The sequence below is a fragment of the Halomonas salipaludis genome (assembly GCF_002286975.1).
GTDB classification, from domain to species: domain Bacteria; phylum Pseudomonadota; class Gammaproteobacteria; order Pseudomonadales; family Halomonadaceae; genus Franzmannia; species Franzmannia salipaludis.
The window spans coordinates 60,402-84,017 of record NZ_NSKB01000008.1 but is presented as its reverse complement, the minus strand read 5'-3'; the positions used below and the strand labels follow the sequence as shown (position 1 = coordinate 84,017).

The window sequence follows — 23,616 nt, the reverse complement described above, 5'->3', positions numbered from 1 at the left end:
CTTTGGCCAGGAAGCAAGGCCGAGTTTTACTTAGCCATGGCCGTCTCGAGGGTATCAATAAAAGCACGAGCTACTGAATCCAACATGATATCGCCGGCCAGGGAGGGGGGGTGCCATAGGTACATGTTGCGCTCACCAAAGTCGGCCTCCACAGCTAGGCTCTGGAGGCCGAAGCGCGGTGCGGCGATATCAGTGACCCGCTTGGGCATGATGCTCAAATATTCGCCGGTGGGAAGAATGTTCAGGCAGATCATCGCGTCGCCGGCCAGGGCTATATGAGTGTGCACTTGCTTAAGTCCTGCCTTCTGTAGGCGTTCTACCGGGGATTCCTCGAATTTGGCGTAAGTAGCGATATTGATCCATGGGTAGTGGCTGAGATCACTGACTTCGATACGCTTCTGTTGGGACAAAGGGTGATGACAGGAAGCGAAAATGGCTAAGTGGTCCTCGAAGAGCAGGACCTTGTCCAGCTCCTGGCTTGCCGAGATCACCGTAGGTGCCACGGCGATGTCCAGCTCGTCGTCGTTGATCTGTTCGAACAGCCGGTAAGGCGTATCCACGCGAATCAGCAGTGACAGGTTTGGATGGTCCCTTAGTAGAGTCTCGGTGATGGTGTGCATCAGCAAGCTGGCCACTAGCGGGCCGACCCCAATCCGGAGTTCGGTCTGCATACCCAATCCGAAGCGTGTAGCTGACTGCTCGGCTGACCATACCGATTTGGCAATGGCGCGCCCTTCTCGAGCTAGTACGCCCCCCAAGGGGGTCTGGCGCACTCCATGGCGACTGCGCGTGAAGAGAGGCCCTCCGGCCTGCATTTCGAGCGTCTGCATGTTCTTGGTCAGGGTGGGTTGGCTGATATGTAACTTTCCAGAAGCCTGACTGATGGAGCCGCAGTCGAGAATAATAGCCAATTGCATTAAATGCTTGGATTCCATTGAGCTCCACCGTCTTTGTTATTCAAAGTTTTAAATTTAAGAGACTAAAAAGGAATTTTTGGAATTTCAAGGCCTGAGGCATGATTACCGAGAGCACGTTTCGTTTACTCATCAATAAATAGGTACGATAACAATGCGTATGAGAATTCTCGCAGCTTCCCTGGCCCTCTGGGCCACCGCCGCCTCGGCGCAGGCGCAGACCCTGGAGCTGGATGGCGGTGGTGCAGTCTCGATCACCGGTATCGTGCCCCAGGCCATGGCCACCTATACCCCCAAAGAAGGGATCAATCTGCAGGTGGTGACTGGCCAGACCCTGACCCGCTCACTGATGCGCGTGGCTGCTGGCCAATTGGACTCCTCGGTGGTCCCCACCCCGGCGTTCAGGGCCATGCAGGAGGGCGTCGGTCCCTACGAGAGCCACGGCGACAATGCCCGCCAACTGGCCGACAGCGTGCGCGCCCTGAGCGGCCTGCCCGGCAGTACCTACCATGCCATCGCCTGGGCCGACTCCGGTATAGAGTCCTGGGAGGACCTACGCGGCACGTCGGTCTATATCGGGCCGCCGGCCGGGATCGCCAGCCTGCAGATCACTGGCATGATCGAGGCGGCCTCCGGCCTGGTGGAGGGCGAGGACTACGAGGGGGAGCGCGCGCCCTGGGGTATCGCCACCCAGAGCTTCCAGGACGGCCACTACGATGTCCTGGTCATCTCCGCCCCGGTTGGCCAGCAGTCGCTCAACGAGCTGAGCCTTCAGCGCTCCATCCGCATTCTGGGCATTCCCGACGCGGTGGTCGGCACCCCGGAGTGGGATGCCTACACCGAGCGGGCCGGGATGACCTACAACACCATTCCGGCGGGAACTTACGAGGGGCAGGTCAACGCTGACGAGGATCTGCTGACCGCCGCCAACGTCATGTTCCTGGCGGTGCATCAGGACATGGAAGAAGATGTTGCTTACCGCTACACCAAGGCCTATCGCGAGAATATCGACGCCATGAAGGCCTCCAACGCCCTGCTGCGGGCGGCCGAGACCGAGGATCCCTTCCTCGGGGTCAATGCCCCCCTGCACCCTGGCGCCGTGCGTTACTACCGGGAGCAGGGCGTCGAGATCCCCGAGGCGCTGCTGACCGACTGACCGTGACGGGCCCTCCACCATGCCGATCTTTGCCGCCCGGCGGGGTCGGCGTCGCCCGCCTTGCCACCACCACCTGGGGTGACTGCCATGACAATCGACAACACGCGCTGGGTGGAACGTTTCGGCGTTCTACTCTGGATACTCGGCGGCAGCGTCGCCCTGCTGGGGCTCGCCAACGTCATGCCGGGCTATCAGATGCTGCCGCGCATCGGCCCCTTCTCCCTGGAGTGGTTCCGACCCACCTTCTTCGCCTTCTGCGTGACCATTGCCATCGTCTACTGCTGGCGGGAGCGGTTGGCCAGCGGCCTGTCGCTGTCGGCGCTGCGCATCGCGGGTGATCTGGTGCTGTGGGGGGCGGTGCTCTATAGCTGCTACCGCTACTACGAAGTCGGCATGGAGATGCTCTATTCGATCGTCTTCTTCGGCCTGCAGGATGCCGTGATCGCGATTGTCGGCGTGGCGGTGGCGATCATCACCTGCTGGCGGCTGTGGGGGGCACCGATCGCCATTATCGGCATCCTGGCCTTCCTCTACCTGGCTACCGGCCACTACTGGCCCGGGGCGCTGCAGATCAGCGGCGGCGATATCCTCGACAAGCTGGCCGAGAATCTCTGGTTCGGCGCCGACAACGGCGTCCTCGGCAGCATCTTTGGCATCATCCTCAGTACGGTGCTGCCCTTCATCATCCTCGGTGCCGTGCTGGATGGCTGCGGCGCTGGCGGCTCGATGATCCGCATCTCCTTCTCGCTGATGCGCGGGTTTCGCGGTGGCCCGGCCTATTCGGCGATCCTCGCCTCCGGCATGTTCGGCACGGTGTCGGGCAGTGCCGTGGCCAACGTGGTAGGCACTGGGGTGGTCACCATCCCGATGATCCGCCGGCGCGGCTTCTCCGGCAACTTCGCCGGCGGCCTGGAGGCCAGCGCCTCGGCCGGGGGCCAGATCCTGCCGCCGATCATGGGGGCCGCTGCCCTGGTCATGGCCGACTATGTCGGTGTGACCTACCTGACGGTCATCACCGCCGTGCTGATTCCCGCCGTCGCCTACTACCTCAGCCTCTTCCTGGCGGTCTACTTCGAGGCGCGCAAGCTCGGTGTCGCGGCCCATGAGGACGAGATTGCCGACCCCGTCGAGCTGCAGGACTGGCTCAACCTGCTGCTGATCGTGGCACCACTGGGGATTATCGTCTTCCTGCTGATCGGCGGGGCCTCCCCGGCCGGGGCCTCCATCACCGCGATCTTCGCCCTGATCCCGCTGAGCCTGATCAATCCCAGCATCCGACGCCATCCCCAGCGCTTGGCCATCGCCCTGGCGGAGGGCGGCATCACCGTGGCGCGACTCTCCATGGCGATCGCCGTGGTGGGCATCATCGTGGCGACGCTGTCGGCCACCGGCATTCCGTCCAAGTTCGCCGTGCTGCTCTCGGGGGCCTCCAACTACTCGCTGTTCGCGGCGCTTGCAATCACCGCCCTGGGCTGCATCGTGCTGGGCATGGGCATGCCGACCCTGCCGGCCTATATCGCCATCATCGTGGTCATGGGCCCGACCCTGCAGGCCTTCGGCCTGGAGCTACTCACCGCTCACATGTTCGTGTTCTTCTTCGGCATCGCCTCGGTGATCACGCCACCGGTGGCCATCGCCGCCTATGCGGCGGCGGCGATCTCCGGCGGCAAGCCCATGGCCACGGCGGTCACCAGCACGCGTATCGCGGCGATGCTGTTCCTGATCCCTTTCGCCTTCGTCTACAACCCCATCATGCTGACGGTGGGCGCCGCCGGCGCCGACTTCAGCCTGGCCGCCTACCTGTGGATGATCGTGCAGCTGGCTCTGGCGCTCTACCTCACCGCCTCGGCGCTGGCCCGCTTCGACCGGCAGCGGATCGCACTGCCCGAGGCCGGGATACGCTTCGCCACGGCCGTGGCTCTGCTCTCGCCCTATCCGCTGGTCAGCGTTCTTGGCCTGGTCGCGGGCCTCGGCATGATCGTGCTGCATGCCCGGCTGCCGGTGAAACCTGGCGGCTGCCAGGCCATGCAGGGAGCCTGAGTGATGTTCGAAGTCACGGCCCTTATGTTCGGCATCCTCTGCGGCCTGCTGATCCTGCTCTCAGGGGTCGGCGCCGGAGTGATCATGGTACCTGGCATGATGCTGCTGTTCGGGGTGGCGCCGGCCACAGCGGTAGGTAGCGCCAGCCTGGCCTCGGTGCTGATCAAGGTGGCGGCGGCCTATGCCCATGGCCGCGACAGCCGCGTTGACTGGGCGCTGTTCAAACGCTTCTCGCGCTGGGCGGTGCCCAGCTGCCTGCTGCTGGCCCTGGCCATCACCCTGCTGCTGCGCACCTCCTGGGGGGCCGGCGTGCAGCACGGCCTCAAGGTGACCGTGCTGGCCGCCGCCGGCTTCGCGGTGCTGGTCAGCTTCCGGCCCCAGGTGCTGCAGCACGTCGGCCAGTGGCTGGGCGGGCTGATGCCTTTGGCTTGCGGGGCCATGGTGGGTGCTACCGGGGTGGGCGGCGGAGTGCTGATCGTGCCGGCTCTGAGCGCCATGAGCGGCGCCGACATCAAGGTGGTAGTGGGCACCTCGACGGTTATTGGTCTGCTGTTGTCGGCCTGCACTGGCCTGGTGTTCGGCGGCGGTGGGCACCTCGAGCCGATGCTTGCTCTGCTGGTGACCCTGGGGGGAGGGGCAGGAGTGATGCTGGGGCGACCCTTGGTTATCCGGCTGTCGAACCGTGCCATCAGCGCTCTGGTTTACACCCTGATCGGTGTTTCGCTGCTCCATATGACATACGACCTCATCCTGGTGTGATCAGTAGATCCCCTGCTCGAGGAAAATGTGCCGAGAGCTTCTCGGCTTGCCATCAAGGCCGACAATTGACTGGATTCGGCTCCACCGGAGGTATCATGACCCGACCGCCCAACTTGCTGTTTATCATGGCCGATCAGCTGCGTGCCGATTACCTCGGTTGCAACGGCCACCCAACCATCAAGACGCCGCACATCGACGCCCTGGCCCGGCGCGGCGTCAACTTCACCCGTGCCTACTGCCAGGCCCCGGTATGTGGCCCCTCGCGAATGTCTTTCTATACCGGGCGCTATGCGGCCAGTCACGGCGCCAGCTACAACGGCGTGCCGCTGCGCGTCGACGAGCGCACCCTGGGCGACTACCTGAGACCCCTCGGCTATCGCGTCGGCCTGGTTGGCAAGACCCATATGAAGCGCGATGAAGATGGCATGTCCCGCTTGGGCATCGACCCGGACTCCTCCCGCGGGGTGCTGATCAGCCAGTGCGGCTTTGAGCCGTTCGAGCGCGACGACGGCCTGCATCCCGATCAGTTGGCCAACCCCGATCTGCCTTACAACCGCTACCTGCGCGAACAGGGCTATACAGGTGACAACCCCTGGCAGAGTGCCGCCAACTCGGCCGAGGGCGACAACGGCGAGTTACTCAGCGGCTGGTATATGCGCCATAACCACCTGCCGGCACGGGTCAGGGAGGAGCACTCCGAGACGGCCTATACCACCCGCCGCGCCATGGACTTCATCGAGGAGACCGGCGATCAACCCTGGTGCCTGCACCTGAGCTACATCAAGCCCCACTGGCCCTATATGGCACCGGCGCCTTATCACGAGATGTACGGCCTCGAGGATATGCTCCCGGCGGTACGCAGCAACGCCGAGCGTGAGTGCCCGCACCCGGTGGTCGAGGCGTTCATGAGCCACGGAGAGTCTCGGGAGTTCTCCCGCGACGAGGTACGCGAGCGGGTCATTCCCACCTACATGGGCCTGATCACCCAGCTCGACGATCACCTCGGCCGGCTGATCGACTTCCTCGAGACCCGAGGGCTGCGTGACGACACCGTCATCGTGATTACCTCGGACCACGGCGACTACCTGGGGGACCACTGGCTGGGCGAGAAGGAGCTGTTCCATGAACCCAGCGCCCGGATACCGATGATCGTCGTCGACCCGCGGCGCGAAGCCGACGCCACCCGTGGCAGCCGCAACGATCAGCTGGTGGAGGCCATCGACCTGGTGCCCACCTTCGTCGACTATGCCGGCGGCGACAGCCAGGCGCTCAACCATGTGCTGGAGGGGCGCTCGCTGCACGGCCTGGTCACCCGGGGGCCGGCCGACACCTGGCGGGGCTATGCCTTTAGCGAGGCAGATTATGCCTGGCGACCGGCAAGGAAGGAGCTGGGACTGGCGCCAGACGAAGCCAGGGCCTTTATGGTTACCGACGGGCGCTGGAAGTATATCCACTACGCCAACCATACCCCCCAGCTGTTCGACCTCGCGACGGATCCCGACGAGCTCGAGGATGTCGCCCATTGCGATGTTAATCGCGCCGTGCGCGGCGAGCTCGAGGCCGCGCTCAACGAGTGGTTCAAGGCACGACGGTTGCGCACGACCATCTCCAACGACCTGGTAGAACAGCGCACCGGTACCGCTCATAAACGCGGCATCCTGTTCGGCGTTTGGTAGCCCATCGAGCACCTTGCTCACTAACATCCCGATGCGCCTACACCTCTCCTAGGGGGGTGTGGTCGTGTCTGTGGCCTAGCCATCGATTTTCTCGGCGCTGGTATTCGCTTTCTTGTTGGGCCTATGTCTAGTTGTGGTGCGATACAGTGTTTGGGGATAGTTTAAATAGTTTTATAGCACAACAATTATGCTCCGGGCGGCTTTCTGATCCGGGGCGTCCTCCAACGATTTCGTGGAGTCTCATCAATGACAACCTCTCCCGACACTGAAGCCGAGCGAAGCAGGGGGCGCTTCGACAGGGGCGTTGGCTGCCTGGTCTATCTGGTGAGCATTCTGCTCGCCGGCGTGGGGGTATATGTCGCGGGTATAGGCGTGCTGGATGAGACTCATCTGCGAGTCGGTACCTTCGGCATCGCCGGCCTCTTGCTGCTGTTGCATGCCATTGAGCGGCGGCGTGTCCAGTCGTGGCCGGTGCTGCGTCGACTGCTGGATACGCTGCTGCTGGTGGCCCTGCTGGTGGCCATCCATCGCTACCTGCAGATCGGCGAGATGCTGCAGGTTGGCTTGTATGCCTTTACGACCCAGGACCTTGCCATCGGGGCGGTGGGGCTGGTCGTGCTGCTGGAGATGACGCGCCGCGCCATCGGCTGGCCGCTGCTGGTGATCTGCGTGCTCATGGTGTTGTACGGTCTCTATGGCCAACATCTGCCTTGGATCTTCGAACATGCCGGCATGAGCTTCCGCCAGCTGATGCAGGTCACCTGGTACTCCTTCGACGGGGTTTTCGGTAACCCCATCGCCATTGTCGTATCGATGATCCTGATCTACGTGGTGTTCGGCAGCATGCTGGAAGGAATCGGTGCAGGGGATGTGCTGCTCAAGTTCGCTTTTGCCTTGACCGGTCGATTGAGGGGCGGCCCGGCTCATTCGGCGATAGCCGCCAGTGGGGCCTTTGGCACCATGTCTGGTTCGGTTGCGGGCAATGTAGTGGGCACGGGGGTCATCACCATCCCGATGATCCGCAATCGTGGCTTCCCGGCTTCCTATGCAGGGGGGTTGGAGGCAGCGGCGTCATCTGGCGGCCAATTCATGCCGCCGGTGATGGGGGCGGTGGCCTTCATCATGGCCGATGTCACCGGAATTCCCTACCTGACCATCGCCACTGCCGCCTTGGTACCGGCGCTCTTCTACTATTTGGCCTTATTCACGGCGGTTCATCTCGAGGCAGTGAAGCGGGATATCAAGCCGATCCCCAAGGCGGAGAGGCCGCATCTAACCCTCCATGACTACCTGATGTCGCTGTGCTTCCTTGTGCCACTGGGGGTGGTGGTGACACTGCTGATCGCCGGTCGATCACCTGCGTTTGCCGGCTTTTATGCCGTCATCACTGCCGTAGTGCTGGGCATCTTACTCAACCCGCAAGTGCGCCAGAACCCGCGCTGCCTGGTGGATGCCCTCTACGCGGCGGGTATCTCCAGTGCCAAGATCATCGTGGCGGTGGGTGCCATCGGCATCCTGATCGGCGTGATGAACGCCACTGGCCTGGGGCTGCGCTTCGCTAACACCATCATGGCAGTGGCGGGCGACTCGCTGTTCCTGGCCCTGATCATGATGATGCTGGGGTCACTGGTACTTGGCATGGGCATGCCGACGGTGCCCGCTTATCTGATCATCGTACTGGTCATGGGGCCGGCCATTGAGCAGATGGGGGTGGCCACCCTGATCGTCCATCTGTTCGTGGTCTACTTCGGGGTACTGTCCTCGATCACGCCGCCGGTGGCACTTGCGGCCTTCGTCGCGGCGCCCATCGCCAACGCCAACCCCATGCGTATCAGTGTCGATGCCTGCCGGCTCGCGCTGATCGGTTTCATCATCCCCTTCGTGCTGGTCTACAACCCTTCGTTGTCATTGGTGGAGGCTTTTCAGTGGGATAGCTTCCTGTGGGCAGTGGCTCGCTTAACCCTGGCCATCTGGCTCTTTTCGTCGGCGGTATCGGGCTATGCCGCGGCCCATCTCGGCGCGGTGTCGAGGACTATTCGACTGGCAATAGGGTTCTCGATACTGGTGCCGGTGGTATGGATCGAAGCGTTGGGATTCGCACTAGGGGCGCTGCTGCTAGCAGGTGATTTTTTGCAAAGCCGCAAGGCGGGAGGGCAATGGAATGCTCTCGTCAACAAAAGAACGGATCTCTCTCAATAACATAATATGGGTAACGCTATGCACAATAAGACTGCGCAACTTGCGGCTGCCGTGTCGGCCATCACGCTAGGATTGACCGTAACCGGCCAGGCCATGGCCGCCGACAACTACCGACTGTCGACCCTGGAGCCAGGCTCCTCTTCCTACATGATCATGAGCACCTTCGCACAGATGGTGAACAGCGATGAGGACCTGGACGTGAATATTCAGGTCAATGCCACCGGCGCGGCCACCCAGCATGCGCTGGAGGCAGGAATCGGTGATATCGACTTCTTCATGTGGTCGGCAAGCGTGCACGATTCCATGAAGCAGGGGATCAACATGTACGCGCCGATCCCCCATGCCCAGGAGCGCTCTGAAAACGTGCGGGGTGTGATGGCCTTCCCGCAGGGGTTCTATCATTTCATTACCGATGCCGATTCCGGTATCGAATCCCTGGAAGACTTGGCGGGCCACCGGGTCTTCCTGGGGCCGCCTGGCGGCGGTGCCACGGTAGTGATGCGCCAGACCATCGAGGCTGCTACCGGGCTGGTAGCTAACGAGGACTACGAGGCTGTCAATCTAGGCTGGAATGCGGCTACTCAGGCCTATCAGGACGGTCGCCTCGATGTCTACATCAACCCGACGCTTCCTCCCAGCCCCACTATCGAGCAGTTCGCCTTGTCCCGCGAGATCCGGCTCCTCGGGCTGACCGAGGAGCAGATGGAAAAGCCCGAGATGGTGTCTATTGTCAATCGTCCGGGAGGTGTGACAGGCACCATCGATCCGGACGACTACGGTGAGAACGTGGTCAACCAAGAGCCAGTCCTGACCCTGGGCTCGATCAGCGGCATCGGCACGGGCAAGCACCTTTCCGCCGACGAGGTCTATGCGATTACCAAGTCGTTCTGGGAGCAGGCTGAGGAGCAGCGGGAGAGGACCCCCTGGTTGCGCCATGTACGGCTCGAGACAGCGATCGAACATCTCAACCTGCCGCTGCATCCGGGCGCAGAGCGTTACTACCGGGAGGTTGGCCTGGAGATTCCCGACGAGCTGGTGGCGCAAGACTGACCAGCGATGGCGAGTTCCGGGCACGAGTGAAGGGGAGCCGAGGGGCTCCCCTTCATCGTATCCTGGCGCGGTACGCGGGGAAGGGCTTGCGACTAAAGGCGTATGAATTGGACTAAAGTCTAAGGCGGGGCTATACTGTTAGCATCCTTACGAAATAGCCGAGGTTCACTGTCATGACCGTCCAGACGCTCCCACCTGCTTCGCCTACCACTGCTGCCCCGGCTTCTATGATCAAGCGCGTGGGACTGGCCGCCTACCGTTTGCTCGAGCGCATGACCGAAAGCGCCTACCGTAAGCACAGGGCTTACCTCTTGACCCGCTACGGTATCTGATCGCTGGGAAGCAAGCTGTTGCGATAGCCAGGCAGGTTACTGATGAGAAGGGCCAGCGCAATGCGCTGGCCCTTCTTGCGTCGTGGCTAAGGGCAAACGCTGCGTTGTACTGGTACTCGGCTTAGGGCGTTATTTTCGTCGGCGAGCGGAGGCTTGTCAGATTGTCTGGGCTTTCCTCTCGGACAGAAAGAAGGGCCGGGTGAAGTCGGCGGCGGCAGCGAGGCGCTGGGCGAGCTCTTCGAGCAGCTGGATTCGTACGCCGCCATGGTAGAGCGCGTGATAGCCGATCGAGGGTAGCGAGGGGATAGTCTCGAGAATTTCCAGCCCTTGATCATGGGCCAAGCGCTGAACGCAACGTTTCGGCAAGACGCTGATGCCACGTCCCGCCGTTACCAGGCCCACCAGCGCCAACAAGTTATCGGCGGTTAGGGTGGCGGCGGACATGCCTTGGTGAGATAGCCAGCGATTGATGTCCTGCGCAAAGCCGGAACTCTTGCCCTGGCTGATTAGGGGATAACGCTCCAGTGCACTCAATGGTATCGGCTGGGACTCTTCTACCAGACCTTCCCTGGCCATGAAGGCCATCTCCACGTTCTCCAGCAGTTGCGTTTCCACGCCAGGCTGTGCAAAAGCGTCGGGGACCTGCGGTATGACAACCAAGTCCAGCTCTCCGTCCTGAAACTGCTGATATAGCGTACGGCTCATCTCGATGGTGATGTCCAAGCGAATGTCCGGCCGCTCGGTGGTGTAATCGCGCAGAAAGCCAGGCAGCCAGGTGAGAGCAGCCAGTTCGGTAAAGCCGATACGCACCCGGTGCAGCATGTGCTCTGGCCGCGCCTTGAGCTCGAGGATCCGTCGCGCGTCGCTCAGTGTCGAGTAGGCCAGTTCCAGCAGTCGCTCGCCCTCCTCGGTAAGGCGTGCATTGCGGCGCGATCGATCGAAGAGGCGCAGGCCGGTGGCTTGCTCCAGCTCCGATATGCGCTTGGAGACGGTGGACTGGGTGGCATTGAGTCGCTGAGAGGCGCGCTCGAAGGTACCGAGCTCGACCACTTGGACAAAAGTTTCCAGCTGCTTGAGAGTCAACATGGATCGCCACTCATGAAATTAATGACTTATAAAATATGCGATTTATTCGCTTTTTTGAAAGTGTGCGGTGCTTTTAAGTAGGCAGGGAGTGCTCTTGAGCGCCAGGCGGGGGTAGTCGTGGCCCGGCGCTAGCTTTCACACCACAACAGCAATAAGGAATCAGGCGATGAAGACACTGCACATGTCGGTACGCAAGGTGGGGTTAGGCGTGGTCTCGGCGCTGCTGGCGACGGGCCTTAGCACCACGACCCTGGCGGCGGACTATCCCAGCAAGCCGATCCAGATGATCGTCGCATTCGGCGCCGGCGGTAGCACCGATACCATGGCGAGGATCTTCGCCAAGTACGTCGAGGAGGAGCTCGGTCAGCGGGTGGTGGTGGTCAACAGGCCTGGCGCCGGTGGCGAGCTGGGGTGGGTACACCTGGCCAACGCGGCCCCGGACGGTTATACCATCGGCCTGATCAACTCGCCGGTAGTGGAGGTCTACCCGTTCACTCGCGAGGAGAGCGTTGGTTACTCCCTTGACGACCTCCGACCGCTAGCCAATGTGATCACCGACCCGGGCATGCTGGTGGTGGCTGCCGATAGCCCGTACCAGAACCTGGACGACTTCGTCGCAGCGGTGCAGAGCGATCCCGAGTCGATCATCATCTCCCACGAGGGTGTCGGCGGTGACGATCACCTCGCGGCCCTCAATTTCGCCGCCGAAGCGAATGTCGACCTCAACTTCGTCGCCTACAACGGCAACGCCGAGGCAACGGCCTCACTACTCGGAGGCCATATTACGGCTTTCGCAGGCAATATGTCGGAAGCGGTGACGCAGATTCAGGAGGGCAAGGCGCGGGGGCTGGCGATATGGTCCGAAGAGCGTGGCGAGCCACTGCCCGATGTGCCCACTGGGCGGGAGCAAGGCTATGACGTCCTGGCCGCTGCGTCACGCGGATTCGCCATGCCGGCTGATGTCCCGCAAGAGATCTATGATCTGCTCCTCGAGGCGTCGCGCAACGTCATCGACAACCCAGAGTTCCGGGCCGAGATGGAGCGCCTCAATATGCCCGTCGACCCCATCTATGGGCAGGATTACGTTGACTTCATCGACGACAGTCACGCTCGGCTAAAGGCGCTCTGGGAACAGGATCCCTGGGTCGAACAGTGAGCGAATGGCAGGAGTAGATAGCCCATGACGCTCAATACTATCGATCGTGGCGTGGCCCTGCTGTTGGGCGCGCTATGTGCCGCCGTGGTGGTCACCGGGCTGGGGATGCGCGGCGACGCGGGGGTCTTCCCGGTGGTCGCCGGCGCGCTAGGCGGGCTGGCCTGCCTGGGTATTGCCCTTGGCACCCTGCGCCGCCGTGCCCCCGATGAGCCGCCCCCGCCGCTGGCCTACCAGCGCTTCGCGGTGTGGTGCCTATGCGTGCTGGGACTGCTGCTGCTGATGTTGAGTGCCGGAACCTTCATCGCGCTGCCGTTGTTCCTGCTGGCCAGCTTGCGGCGGTTGGGCCAACTGCGGTGGCCGCTGGCACTGACGATATCGGTGGTCTTCTCGGCGCTGATCTACGTGGTCTTCGTGTACCTGCTGTCGGTGCCACTGCCGGGCGGCTGGCTGACACCCTAGCGGCACTCCCCGCGACCCATTCAAGAGACGCTATATGGACGTATTGCTTCTTGCCCTCGGCAATGTGCTGACGCCGATGGCTCTGCTGACGCTATTGCTCGGCACCCTGGCCGGCATGACGATCGGCTCGCTGCCGGGGCTCTCCTCGACGATGGGGGTGGCGCTATGTATCCCCATCACCTTCAACATGCCGCCCGATCTGGCGCTTATCCTGCTCGGCGCCGTCTACGTCAGCTCGGTCTATGGTGGCTCGGTGACGGCGATCCTGCTACGCACCCCGGGCACCGATGCCTCGATTGCCACTGCCCTCGACGGCTATCCGTTGGCGGCGGCGGGACGTGGCAGTGAGGCACTGGGTATGGCGACACTGGCCTCTCTGTTTGGCGGGCTGTTCAGCGTGGTCGTGCTGATCGCCATTGCCCCGCCGCTGTCTACGGTCGCCTTGGCCTTTGGTCCTCAGGAGTACACGGTACTGGCGATCTTCGGACTGGTGACCATCGTCAGCGTGGCGTCGGATCGTCCCCTCAAAGGGGTGCTGTCGGCAGCGGTAGGGTTGGTGCTGGCCACGGTGGGGTTGGACACCTTCACCGGCATGCAGCGCTTCACTTTCGGCCACAGCGAGCTGTTCGATGGAGTACCGCTACTGCCGGTACTGATCGGGCTATTCTCGGTCTCCCAGGCTTTCAACCTGTGTGTGCCGGCGGGTGGCGGCGTGCTGTCGGGCACGGCACAGCAGCTCCGAGGGCGCCGGCTACCGGCGTGGCTGGATATCCGGCGCTGCCTTCGCACCATGCTGCGCTCTTCGGTCATCGGGTCGGTGGTGGGCATCCTGCCTGGTGCCGGGACCAGCATCGCCTCCTTTATCTCCTATAGCGAGGCGCGCCGGCACTCATCGACACCCGAGCGCTTCGGCAAGGGGGAGCTGGAGGGGGTAGCGGCCTCTGAGTCGGCCAACAACGCGGTGACCGGCGGTACGCTGATTCCTACGCTGACGCTAGGTATTCCCGGCAACGCGGTGACCGCGGTGTTCATCGGAGGTCTGACGATCCACGGCATGATTCCGGGGCCAAGCCTGTTTACCCAACACGCCGAGACGACCTACACCCTGATTCTCTCTCTGCTGCTGGCCAATCTCCTGTTTGCATTGGTTGGCCTGTGGCTGTGCCGCCACCTGGTGGTAGTGACCAAGGTGCCGGGGGCGGTACTGGGGCCGATGATCCTGGTGTTCAGCGTGATCGGTACCTTTGCATTGCGCAACGAGATATTCGATGTCTGGCTCGCGTTGGCCTTCGGTGTGGTGGGCTTTTTCATGGAGCGCTGGCGCTATCCGGCTGCGCCCTTGGTCATCGCCCTGATCCTTGGCCCCATTCTCGAGGTCAACTTCCGGCGCTCGATGCAGATCGCGCATTGGGACCTCACCACCTTCTTTACCCGGCCGCTGTCGCTGGGGCTGTGCTTGCTGGTGGTGCTGGCGCTTGCCTATCCGCTCTGGGCCCAGTGGCGTCGACGTCGCCATGCCCCGACCTGACGCCTTATCACCTTCCCTAACAAGGCCAGGGGAGCGACTCACTGGCCGACGGAGATATCATCATGGCGACGACAGCGTCCCACACTAGCGGTTTACCACAGACGATACCTGTGGAAGGCAGGCTGCTCTCCAGCGCGCTACTCGAGCAAGTGCGCAAGTCCTTCCTGCATGTTGAGCAGTGTCCGTTCACGGGCAAGCGGGTGTTCTTTGAAAATGCGGGAGGCTCGTTGACACTCAAGACAGCCGTTGAGCGCAGCGCCGAGGTCGCCGGGATTCCCGATAATGAGCATCGCGACAATCCCGCCTCCCATGCCGTATCGCAGATCGTCGCCAATGGGCGCAATGACCTGGCCATCTTCATGGGCGCCAGCAGCGGTGTCATCTTTGGTGGTGAGAGCGGCACCGAGTGCCTGTTCCGTGTGATCCGCGCCGCGGCACTTGCCGCTGAGCCGGGCGGCAGCATCGTCTCGAGCTCGGTGGAGCATCCTGGCACCTATGATGCTACCGCCCAGTGGGCGCGACGCACTGGCCGCGAGTGGATCGAAATACCTTTCGACATTGAGTCGGGGCGGGTGACGGCGGCGCACTACGCCGATCGCGTGAGAGCGGACACTCGCATCGCGACGATCCTGCATACCAGCCCGGTCACCGGCATGAGCATGGAGGTGGCCGAGATCGCCCGAGCCATACGCAGCGTAGCCCCGCAGTGCATCATTATCGTTGACGGTATCCAGCATGCCCCGCACGGGACGCTGGCCGTCGATGACTATGGTGTCGACGCCTATGTCATCTCACCCTACAAGGCGTACTGCCGTTTCAACAACGGCTATGCCTGGCTCTCGGATCGCCTGAGTGTCATCGACCACGACCGACTGTCGGGCAAGCCCGCCGATGCCTGGGAGCTGGGCAGCCGCGACCCATCGGCGCTGGCTGGGGTCAGCGCAATGGTCGACTACCTCGCCTGGCTGGGCAGGCACTTCACCGAGGAGGCGTCGCGTCGCGCCTACCTGGTGGCCGCCGGGCGGGCAATGCAAGCCCATGAGCGTGCTCTGGTGCATCGACTGCTACACGGTAGCGAGGGGCTGAAGGGGCTTTGTCACTACCCTGGATTGCGGCTGATTGGCCCTGCCGACTCTCCGCACCGTGAAGGGGTGGTATCGTTCGCCGTCGAGGGCGTAGAGGCCAAGCATGTGGTGGCCGAGCTCGGTGCGCGCGGGGTGCGTGTCCACGCACGTAGCGACGATGTCTACTCCGGCAACATTCTGCGGCCGCTACGGTTGCCGGCGGTCACCCGCATTTCGTTGGCGCACTATAACAGCGTCGAGGAGATCGACACCTGCCTAGCGGCACTGGTTGAAGTGCTGCCGCTTCCATAAAGGCCCCGTCAGACGTTTTATCGACGCCGAGGAGGCCGGCCTGTTGCCGGCTGAATGGGCGTCGCTTCCTTCCTTGGCGCCAACCCAGGCGCTCGCCTTGCTTCTGTCCCTGAGCCAAGGTAGATCACTGCATCAGGTGAATCGCCCCTCGTGTGAAATGGAGAGCTCCTACCAAAGTCTGGTATCGGAGATGGTGGTGCTGTGGACTATAATCGAGCGCAAGATAGATGTAATTATCTATTGTTGATTATATAAACAAATATAAGCCCAGCCACAGAGGTGTCCCATGACGCATCGTCCCCTATTCAAGACTCTGGCCATCGCCGTAACCGTGGGCAGCCTGGCGCTCGCAACCCATGCCCAGGCGCGCGAACTGCGCATGGCGCCGGGGGTTCCACCAGCCCACCCGGCCTACGACCCGATGTTCACTGAATTTGCCGAGCGCCTCGAGGAGAAAACCGATGGCGGACTGACGGGCACCCTGCTGGGCACCGAGGTGGCCAATATCGGCAATATGCGCAACGCCATCCGCAGCGGCCTGGTGGAGGCAGGGCTCTTTCTGCCGGCCTATTTCCCCGCTGACCTGCCCGAGATCAACCTGGTCGGTGACCTTGCCTTTCTCGGCACCACGCCCCACGCCATGGGCGCCGCGGTCACCGAATATATCGTCACCTGTGCTGAGTGCCAGGCCGAGCTCCGCGAGCTGGGCATCGTCTACTCCAGCTCCCACGCTTCGGATCTCTACCGGATCCTGAGCACCGAGCCGGTGCGCTCGCTGGACGATCTGCGCGGCCTGCGCATGCGGGTCGGCGGCCCTCAGTATTCGCGCTGGGCGGAATCGGTTGGTCTGACCCCGGCGACCATGTCGGTAGGCGAAACCTATGAGTCGCTCTCCCAGGGCGTGATCGAGGGTACGATCGCATCGATTGCCGACATTATCTCGTTCCGTCTCGACGACGTGCTCAACTACGTGACCGACATCGAGCTGGGTACCTTCCACAGCACCATCTCCCACGCCATTGGTCAGCGTACCTGGGAAACACTGTCGGCCGAGGAGCGTGAGGCGATGATCCATGCCTCGGTGGAAGCCAGCGCTGCCATCACCCAGCGCTGGGGCTATGAAATGGCCGATGAAGCCCGGGAAATCGCCGCTGAAAGCGGTATCGAGTTACTCGAACCCGAGCAGGACCTGCTCGACGCCATTCCCGTCTTCCTCGAAGAGGATCTGGTCTATGCCGCCGAGCAGGCCGAGAGCCGCTATGGCGTAGAAGACGCCGAGAGCAAGATCGAGCGCTTCCAGGCGCTGGTCGACAAGTGGACCGAGATCGTTGAGGAAACCGGCGATGATCCCGAGGCGGTTGCCGAGGCGATGAAGCGCGAAATCTGGAGCGATGTCGATTTCGCCGCCTATGGCAGCTGATGCTGATCCGTTGAATGCCGGCCTGCGGGCCGGCACGTGATGCCGGAGACTCCTTCATGGCTATGCTGTATCGCCTGACCAATCTGGCTGCCATCGGCTTGGCGCTGCTGGGAACCCTGGGCATCTTGCTGATGGTCGTGCACATCACGCTCGATGTCGTGCTGCGCTCGACGCTATCGATTTCGATTCCCGCCACCCTCGAGCTGGTCACGCGCTACTACCTGATCACCCTGGCGCTGCTGCCGTTGGGATGGGTCGAGTGGCGACGTGGGATGATCCGTGTCGAGGCGCTGGAAGGCATGATGGGGCCGAGGCTGATCCGTGTCTCGGATGTGCTGGTGTCGATTCTCTCGGCGGCCATATATGCCGTGCTGGCTGTGGCTACCTGGGACAAGGCGATGGAGCAGTATCAAATCGGTGCCTATGTCATGTCGCTCAACGTGCCGATGCCCGTTTGGCCGACCTACTTCGTTCTTCCCGCTGCTTTTTCGCTTGCCGCGTTGGTCTGTTTGGTGAGGCTGCCACTGCTGGCAACGGGAACGACCTACGACACTCCCGCGCAAGACGAAAGGTAATTCCATGTCCGTTGCGATCGGTTTTACAGGCCTGGCGATCCTGCTGCTGCTGCTGGCACTTCGCGTACCGGTGGCGCTGGCGTTGGTGGCGGTGGCCCTGGGGGGCATGACGGTGATGTTCGGCTGGGAGACGGCCATCGGCATGCTCTCCTCGACGCCCTATGAGTTCATCGCCAAGTGGACGCTCAGCGCGGTGCCGATGTTCCTGCTGATGGGCTTCGTCTGCTATCACACCGGCCTCACCAATGGGCTGTTCAATGCCGCCAAGGTGGTGTTCCGCTGGTTGCCGGGGGGCGTGGCGATCTCGAGCATCTTCGCCAGCTCCGGCTTTGCCGCGGTGAGCGGCTCCAGCGTCGCCTGCTCGGCGGCGATGGGGCGCATCGCCATTCCCGAGATGGTCAAGGGCGGCTACAAGCCAAGCTTCGCCTGCGGCACCATCGCCGCGGGGGGCACCATCGGCGCGTTGATTCCCCCCAGCATCCTGATGATCGTGTATGGCGTCTTTGCCCAGGTCTCGATCACCCAAGTATTCCTCGGTGGCATCACCATCGGTCTGCTGACCGCGGTGAGCTACTGCATCGTGATCCTGATGGTCAGCTGGCTGCGCCCGGATATCGTGCCCCGCGAGGCGACCGGTGCCCGCGATGTTTCTCCGCGCCAGGCGCTGATCGATATCTGGCCGGTACTGGCGCTGGGCCTGCTGGTGTTCGGCGGGCTCTTCTCGGGCTTCTTCACCGCCACCGAGGCCGGCGCCGTCGGCGCTGCCGGGGCCATCCTGATCGGCCTGCTGCTCAAGCGCCTGGATAAGAGAGCGATGAAGGAGGCGCTGCTGGAAACGCTCTCGACCACCTCGGCGCTGCTGATCATCGGCGTCGGTGCCAGCATGTTCACGCTGTTCCTCAGCTTGAGCGGCGTGGCCGGTTACATCACCAGTGCGGTAAGCGGCTGGGACCCCTCCTACCTGCAGCTGATGCTGATCGTGGTGCTGATCTATCTGTTTCTGGGGCTATTCATGGAGCCCTTCGGTGCCATGTTGGTGACGCTGCCGGTACTGCTGCCGGTCTTCGAGCTCTACGACGTCAGCCTGATCTGGTTCGGGGTATTGCTGGTGAAGCTGCTGGAGATCGGCATGATCACGCCGCCGGTGGGGATGAACATCTTCGTCATCAAGGGCGTGGCGGGGCAGTACGCCTCGCTGATGGATATCTTCAAGGGGGTCTCTACCTTCCTGGTGGCCGATATCGTGGTGGTGGCGCTGGTGATCTTCTATCCGCAGATCGTGCTGGTGTTGACCGGCTGAGCTGCGCACTTGCGGTGATGGTCGTGGGTGTCGGCATTAATGTTTGTTGATTCAACAATTTGTATGGGTTTGTAGCGTATCGCTTCTCCCATAAGGGGACCAATACAGTGAGCAAGATCATCGACAGCACCACCGCAGCGAGCCTGATCCGGGACGGCGACACCGTCATCTGGACTACCGCCGGCTTGTGCGGTTTTGCCGAGGCGGTGGCCACGGCGCTGGAACAACGCTTTCTGGAGAGCGGCACGCCCCGTGACCTGACCGTAGCGCACAGCTGCGGTTGCGGCGACGGCAAGACCCGTGGCATGAACCACCTCGGTCATGCGGGCCTGGTCAAGCGGCTGATCAGTGGCCACACCGGGCAGGCGCCGCGCATGGGTGATCTGCTTCGCGAGAATCGTGCCGAAGGCTACCTGCTGCCCCAGGGCGTGCTGGCCCACCTGTGGCGCCATATTGCCGGCAACAAACCCGGGGTGCTGAGCAAGGTGGGGTTGGGCACCTTTGTCGATCCGCGCCTCGAGGGCGGCAAGGCCAACGCCGCCGCCGAGGAGGACCTGGTCAAGCTGGTCGAGCTCGAGGGCGAGGAGTGGTTGTTGTATCGCACCTTCCCGGTGGACGTGGCGGTGATCCGCGCCACCACTGCCGACGAGCGCGGCAACCTGAGCATGGAGCGCGAGGCGCTGTTTCTCGAACAGCTCTCCATGGCCCAGGCGGCCAAGAACAGCGGCGGTATCGTCATCGCCCAGGTCGAGTACCTGGCCTCCCAGGGCAGCCTGCACCCCAAGCAGGTCAAGGTGCCGGGGGACCTAGTCGACCATGTGGTGATCGCCGAGCCCGAGCAGCACATGCAGACCATCACCACCACCTACAACCCGGCGCTGGCTGGCGATCTCAAGGTGCCGCTGGGCGGTATCAAGCCGCTGCCGCTGGACCCGCGCAAGGTGATCGCCCGGCGTGCCGCCATGGAGCTGCCCGCCGGGGGGATGGTCAATCTCGGCATCGGCATGCCCGAAGGGGTCTCCAGCGTGGCGGCCGAGGAGGGCGTCAGTGACTTGATGACCCTGACCACCGAGCTGGGTACCTACGGCGGCGTGCCCGCCAGCGGCGGCGACTTCGCTACCGCCTACAACGCCGAGGCGATCATCGACCACGGCTACCAGTTCGATTTCTACGACGGCGGCGGCTTGGACGTGTGCTTCCTGGGCCTGGCCCAGACCGACCACGAGGGCAACCTCAACGTCAGCAAGTTCGGCGACAAGGTGGTCGGCCCGGGGGGCTTCATCAACATCAGCCAGAACGCGCGCAAGGTGGTGTGCTGCGGCACCTTCACCAACGGCGGCGACGTGGCGGTCAGCGACGGGAGCATCAAGATCGACAAGGAGGGGCCGCGGCGCAAGTTCGTGCAGTGCGTCGACCAGATCACCTTCAGCGGACGCTATGCCCAGGAAACCGGCAAGCCGGTGCTGTTCGTCACCGAGCGCTGCGTTTTCGAACTGATCGATGGCGAGATCACCCTGACCGAAGTGGCGCCGGGCATCGACGTCGAGCGCGACATCCTGGCCGCCATGGACTTCGTGCCGCGCATTGCCGAGGAGCTGCGCGAGATGCCCGCGGGCATCTTCCAGCCCCAGTGGGGCGAGCTGCGTGCACATCTAGTGGCATAACGATCATCAGGTTGGGGCTCTTCGCACCCGGTGAGGTCGGCGAGCCCCCTTTTTCTTCCCCAACGAGAAGCCGATATGCTCAACAACGCCTACATCCCCTACGGTGGCTACTACTCCAGCCCGTTCTGCAAATGGATGGGCAGCCTGGCCAATGTCAATTCCATCGAACTGGGTGCCGCCACCAGCAAGCGTTGGTTCGACGCGCGGGATGTCGATCCCACCCTGATCGACTACCTCTACCTCGGCGTCTCGGTGGGCCAGAAGTCGATCTTCTACGGCGCGCCCTGGGCGGCGGCGATGATGGGGGCCCCGCAGGCGCCAGGCCAGAACATCACCCAGGCCTGTGCCACCGCCACCACCGCGGTGTTCAACGCCGCGCTGGCGGTGAGTGCCGGCAACTTCGAGACCACCTACTGCCTGCTCGCCGATCGCCCCTCCAACGGCCCGCACACCATCTGGCCCAACCCCAACGGGCCGGGGGGCGAGGTGATTGCCGAAAACTGGAACATGGACAACATTGCCGCCGACCCGGCCACCGGCAAGGACATGCTGACCACCGCCGAGAACGTCGCCCGCGAGCACGGCTTCACCCGTGAGCAGGCCGATGAACTGACCCTGCGTCGCTACGAGCAGTACGCCGCGGCGCTGGCCGACGACCGTGCCTTCCAGAAGCGCTACATGTTCCCGCTCGAGGTCGCCGTGTCGCGCAAGGAGACGCGCACTATCGAGGCCGATGAAGGCGTCACGGCCACCAGCGCCGAGGCACTGGCCCGGCTGCGCACGGTACAGCCCGACGGCATACACACCTTCGGCGCCCAGACGCACCCGGCGGATGCCAACGCCGGCATCATCGTCACCACCCGCGAGCGCGCCGAGGCGATGAGCAGCGACCCGCGGATGGTCGTGCAGGTGGTGGCCTACGGCCATGCGCGCACCAAGCCGGCGCACATGCCCATGGCGCCGGCGGAATCGGTCAAGCGCGCGCTCAACCAGGCCGGCCTGACGCTCGACCAGATCAAGACGGTCAAGAATCACTCGCCGTTCATTGCCAACGACCTGCACTTGGCCAAGGCGCTGGGGCTGGATGCCAACACCTTCAACAACTACGGCACTTCGCTGGTCTACGGCCACCCCCAGGCCCCGACCCTGGCGCGCCTACTGATCGAGGCCATCGAGGAGACCGCGCTGAAGGGCGGCGGCTACGCCCTGGTGACCGGCTGTGCCGCCGGTGACTCTGCCGCAGCGCTGATCGTCAAGGTGGGGTGAAACAGGTAAGACCGTGAAGGGCCACGCCAGGCCCTCTGCTTGAGTGAGGCGCCGATGCCTCAACGACCCCGAGGAGATAACAATGACACACCGCAAACTCCTGATCGGCACGCTGTGCGTGGGACTCTGGTCTGCCCCGGCCATCGCCGAAGCCCAGACCCTGAGGTTCGCTCACTGGCTGCCGGAGCAGCACGCCCTCCCGTCCACCGGCTTCAAGGAGTGGACCGAGTCAATCAACGAAGCCTCTGACGGTACCATCGACTTTCAGATGTTCCCCGCCCAGCAGCTCGGCAGCGCCGAAGATCATTTCGATATGGTCGCCAATGGCATCGCCGATATCGCCTGGGTCAATCCCGGCTACAGCGCGGGACGCTTCCCGATCTCCGACCTGCTTCAGTTGCCCTTCGTGGCAAGCGATACCCTGAACGGCGCTGCGGCGGCGACCGAGTGGTACCAGCAGCACGCCGACCAGGAGATGGACGGCGTGGTGATGTGCCTGATCCATGGCCACTACCCTGGGACCCTGCATACCAAGGAGGAGATCCGCCATCCCGGCCAGATCAGTGGCATGACGATCCGGCCGGCCAACTCCTCGATCGCCAGCTTCGTCAGCGAGCTGGGCGGAGCCAGCGTGCAGGTATCCGCACCGGAGACCCGCGAAGCGCTGTCGCGGGGTGTGGCGGACGCTATCACCTTCCCGTCCGGCTCGACGATCCTGTTCGGCATCGATGAGATTACCACCTACCACATCGAATTTCCGATGTACTCCTCATGGCAGGCGCTGCTCATCAACCAGAATGCCTACCAGCAGATGAGCGCCGAGCAACAGGGCGTGATCGACGACCACTGCACCGGGGAGTGGGCGACACGGATCACCCGCGGCTGGGAAGAGATGGAACGCGAGGGCCATGAGCAGTTCCGTGACTCGCCCGACCACACCATGATCGAGCTGAGCGACGAGGAGATGACGGCCTGGCGTGAGGCTGCCGAACCGCTGCGCGAGGCCTGGGCCGAGCGCGTGCGCGATGCGGGGCATGATCCAGAGCAGCTGCGGGCCGATCTGGAAGAGCGCCTGGCAGCAGTGGATGCGCTGTTCGAGTAATGGAGAGGAGCGACCGGCCCCGCGGGGCCGGTGTGACCCACTAGCCTGTGGAGATCCGCATGGCCACTGATTCTCACCCCCACCTCGACGCACCGCCGCGGCTAGAGCCCGTCACCACCCTGGTCGTACACGTCGACGAGCCCCTCGAGATCGGCGAGCTGGTAACTGGCCGTCGGCGCATCATTCCCATCCTTGGGGGCTCCTTCGACGGCCCTCGGCTTGCCGGTGAGGTATTGCCTGGAGGCGCGGACTGGCAGTCGATTCGTGCCGACGGCTGCGCCGAGGTGCTGGCCCGCTATACCTTGAGAACCGCGCAAGGCAGCTTGATCGAGGTCGAGAACCGCGGGGTGCGCCACGCCCCCGAGCCGATCATGCAGCAGCTAATCAAGGGCGAGCACGTGGCGCCCGATCAGTACTACTTCCGCACCGTGCCGACCTTTCAGACCGCCGACCCAGCGCTCGCCTGGCTGACCCGCGACCTGTTCGTGGCGCGGGGCATTCGTGAACCCGAGCGCGTATTGATCCAGGTCTTTCGTGTCGGCTAGCGCCGAGGGAATC

The 23,616-nt window shown here is 63.2% G+C and carries 19 protein-coding genes; 17 read left to right on the top strand and 2 right to left on the bottom strand.

Annotation, left to right across the window (positions count from 1 at the left end; genetic code table 11):
* Window positions 1-26: 26 nt before the first annotated feature.
* A complete protein-coding gene (locus tag CK498_RS19905) occupies window positions 27-935 on the bottom strand; it encodes a LysR family transcriptional regulator (protein ID WP_095622615.1) in 909 nt (302 codons plus the stop codon).
* A gap of 139 nt (window positions 936-1,074) precedes the next feature.
* Between CK498_RS19905 and CK498_RS19900 the strand changes: the two genes are divergently transcribed.
* The 6 genes from CK498_RS19900 to CK498_RS19875 all read left to right on the top strand — a co-directional run bounded on the left by CK498_RS19900 (window position 1,075) and on the right by CK498_RS19875 (window position 9,794).
* Window positions 1,075-2,070 (top strand): TAXI family TRAP transporter solute-binding subunit, encoded by a 996-nt coding sequence (locus CK498_RS19900; protein WP_229359156.1) that lies wholly within the window; start codon window positions 1,075-1,077, stop codon window positions 2,068-2,070.
* Window positions 2,071-2,157: 87 nt separating this feature from the next.
* Window positions 2,158-4,110, top strand: coding sequence for a TRAP transporter permease (locus CK498_RS19895; protein WP_095622613.1), 1,953 nt, complete (start codon window positions 2,158-2,160; stop codon window positions 4,108-4,110).
* Between the two features lie 3 nt (window positions 4,111-4,113).
* Window positions 4,114-4,869 (top strand): sulfite exporter TauE/SafE family protein, encoded by a 756-nt coding sequence (locus CK498_RS19890; protein ID WP_095622612.1) that lies wholly within the window; start codon window positions 4,114-4,116, stop codon window positions 4,867-4,869.
* A 95-nt stretch (window positions 4,870-4,964) separates the two neighbouring features.
* Window positions 4,965-6,545, top strand: coding sequence for a sulfatase-like hydrolase/transferase (locus tag CK498_RS19885; RefSeq protein WP_095622611.1), 1,581 nt, complete (start codon window positions 4,965-4,967; stop codon window positions 6,543-6,545).
* Between the two features lie 246 nt (window positions 6,546-6,791).
* Window positions 6,792-8,744 carry a TRAP transporter permease gene (locus CK498_RS19880; RefSeq protein WP_095622610.1) on the top strand — a complete coding sequence of 651 codons (1,953 nt, stop codon included), beginning with the start codon at window positions 6,792-6,794 and terminating at the stop codon, window positions 8,742-8,744.
* Between the two features lie 18 nt (window positions 8,745-8,762).
* The gene (locus CK498_RS19875) at window positions 8,763-9,794 is read left to right on the top strand and encodes a TAXI family TRAP transporter solute-binding subunit (protein WP_095622609.1); all 1,032 of its coding nucleotides are present in this window, start codon (window positions 8,763-8,765) and stop codon (window positions 9,792-9,794) included.
* Window positions 9,795-10,282: 488 nt separating this feature from the next.
* Here the strand turns inward: CK498_RS19875 and CK498_RS19870 are convergent, their stop codons facing one another.
* Window positions 10,283-11,212 carry a LysR family transcriptional regulator gene (locus CK498_RS19870; protein ID WP_095622608.1) on the bottom strand — a complete coding sequence of 310 codons (930 nt, stop codon included), beginning with the start codon at window positions 11,210-11,212 and terminating at the stop codon, window positions 10,283-10,285.
* Window positions 11,213-11,378: 166 nt separating this feature from the next.
* Here CK498_RS19870 and CK498_RS19865 point away from each other — a divergent pair, with 166 nt between their 5' ends.
* The 11 genes from CK498_RS19865 to CK498_RS19815 all read left to right on the top strand — a co-directional run bounded on the left by CK498_RS19865 (window position 11,379) and on the right by CK498_RS19815 (window position 23,603).
* The gene (locus tag CK498_RS19865; RefSeq protein ID WP_095622607.1) at window positions 11,379-12,368 is read left to right on the top strand and encodes a tripartite tricarboxylate transporter substrate binding protein; all 990 of its coding nucleotides are present in this window, start codon (window positions 11,379-11,381) and stop codon (window positions 12,366-12,368) included.
* Between the two features lie 24 nt (window positions 12,369-12,392).
* Window positions 12,393-12,827 (top strand): tripartite tricarboxylate transporter TctB family protein, encoded by a 435-nt coding sequence (locus tag CK498_RS19860; protein WP_095622606.1) that lies wholly within the window; start codon window positions 12,393-12,395, stop codon window positions 12,825-12,827.
* Between the two features lie 34 nt (window positions 12,828-12,861).
* Window positions 12,862-14,355 carry a tripartite tricarboxylate transporter permease gene (locus CK498_RS19855; protein WP_095622605.1) on the top strand — a complete coding sequence of 498 codons (1,494 nt, stop codon included), beginning with the start codon at window positions 12,862-12,864 and terminating at the stop codon, window positions 14,353-14,355.
* Window positions 14,356-14,417: 62 nt separating this feature from the next.
* A complete protein-coding gene (locus CK498_RS19850; protein WP_095622604.1) occupies window positions 14,418-15,731 on the top strand; it encodes an aminotransferase class V-fold PLP-dependent enzyme in 1,314 nt (437 codons plus the stop codon).
* Between the two features lie 286 nt (window positions 15,732-16,017).
* Window positions 16,018-17,151 carry a TRAP transporter substrate-binding protein DctP gene (dctP, locus tag CK498_RS19845; RefSeq protein ID WP_095622603.1) on the top strand — a complete coding sequence of 378 codons (1,134 nt, stop codon included), beginning with the start codon at window positions 16,018-16,020 and terminating at the stop codon, window positions 17,149-17,151.
* A 56-nt stretch (window positions 17,152-17,207) separates the two neighbouring features.
* Entirely contained in the window at window positions 17,208-17,726 is a 519-nt protein-coding gene (locus CK498_RS19840) for a TRAP transporter small permease (protein WP_095622602.1), read from the top strand.
* A gap of 4 nt (window positions 17,727-17,730) precedes the next feature.
* Window positions 17,731-19,026 (top strand): TRAP transporter large permease, encoded by a 1,296-nt coding sequence (locus tag CK498_RS19835; RefSeq protein ID WP_095622601.1) that lies wholly within the window; start codon window positions 17,731-17,733, stop codon window positions 19,024-19,026.
* A gap of 107 nt (window positions 19,027-19,133) precedes the next feature.
* Window positions 19,134-20,690 carry an acyl CoA:acetate/3-ketoacid CoA transferase gene (locus CK498_RS19830; protein ID WP_095622600.1) on the top strand — a complete coding sequence of 519 codons (1,557 nt, stop codon included), beginning with the start codon at window positions 19,134-19,136 and terminating at the stop codon, window positions 20,688-20,690.
* A 75-nt stretch (window positions 20,691-20,765) separates the two neighbouring features.
* Window positions 20,766-21,956: a thiolase family protein gene (locus CK498_RS19825; RefSeq protein ID WP_095622599.1), complete on the top strand. Its 1,191-nt coding sequence runs from the start codon at window positions 20,766-20,768 to the stop codon at window positions 21,954-21,956.
* A gap of 82 nt (window positions 21,957-22,038) precedes the next feature.
* A complete protein-coding gene (locus CK498_RS19820) occupies window positions 22,039-23,058 on the top strand; it encodes a TRAP transporter substrate-binding protein (RefSeq protein WP_095622598.1) in 1,020 nt (339 codons plus the stop codon).
* Window positions 23,059-23,117: 59 nt separating this feature from the next.
* Window positions 23,118-23,603 (top strand): DUF3237 domain-containing protein, encoded by a 486-nt coding sequence (locus CK498_RS19815; RefSeq protein ID WP_095622597.1) that lies wholly within the window; start codon window positions 23,118-23,120, stop codon window positions 23,601-23,603.
* Window positions 23,604-23,616: the final 13 nt, after the last annotated feature.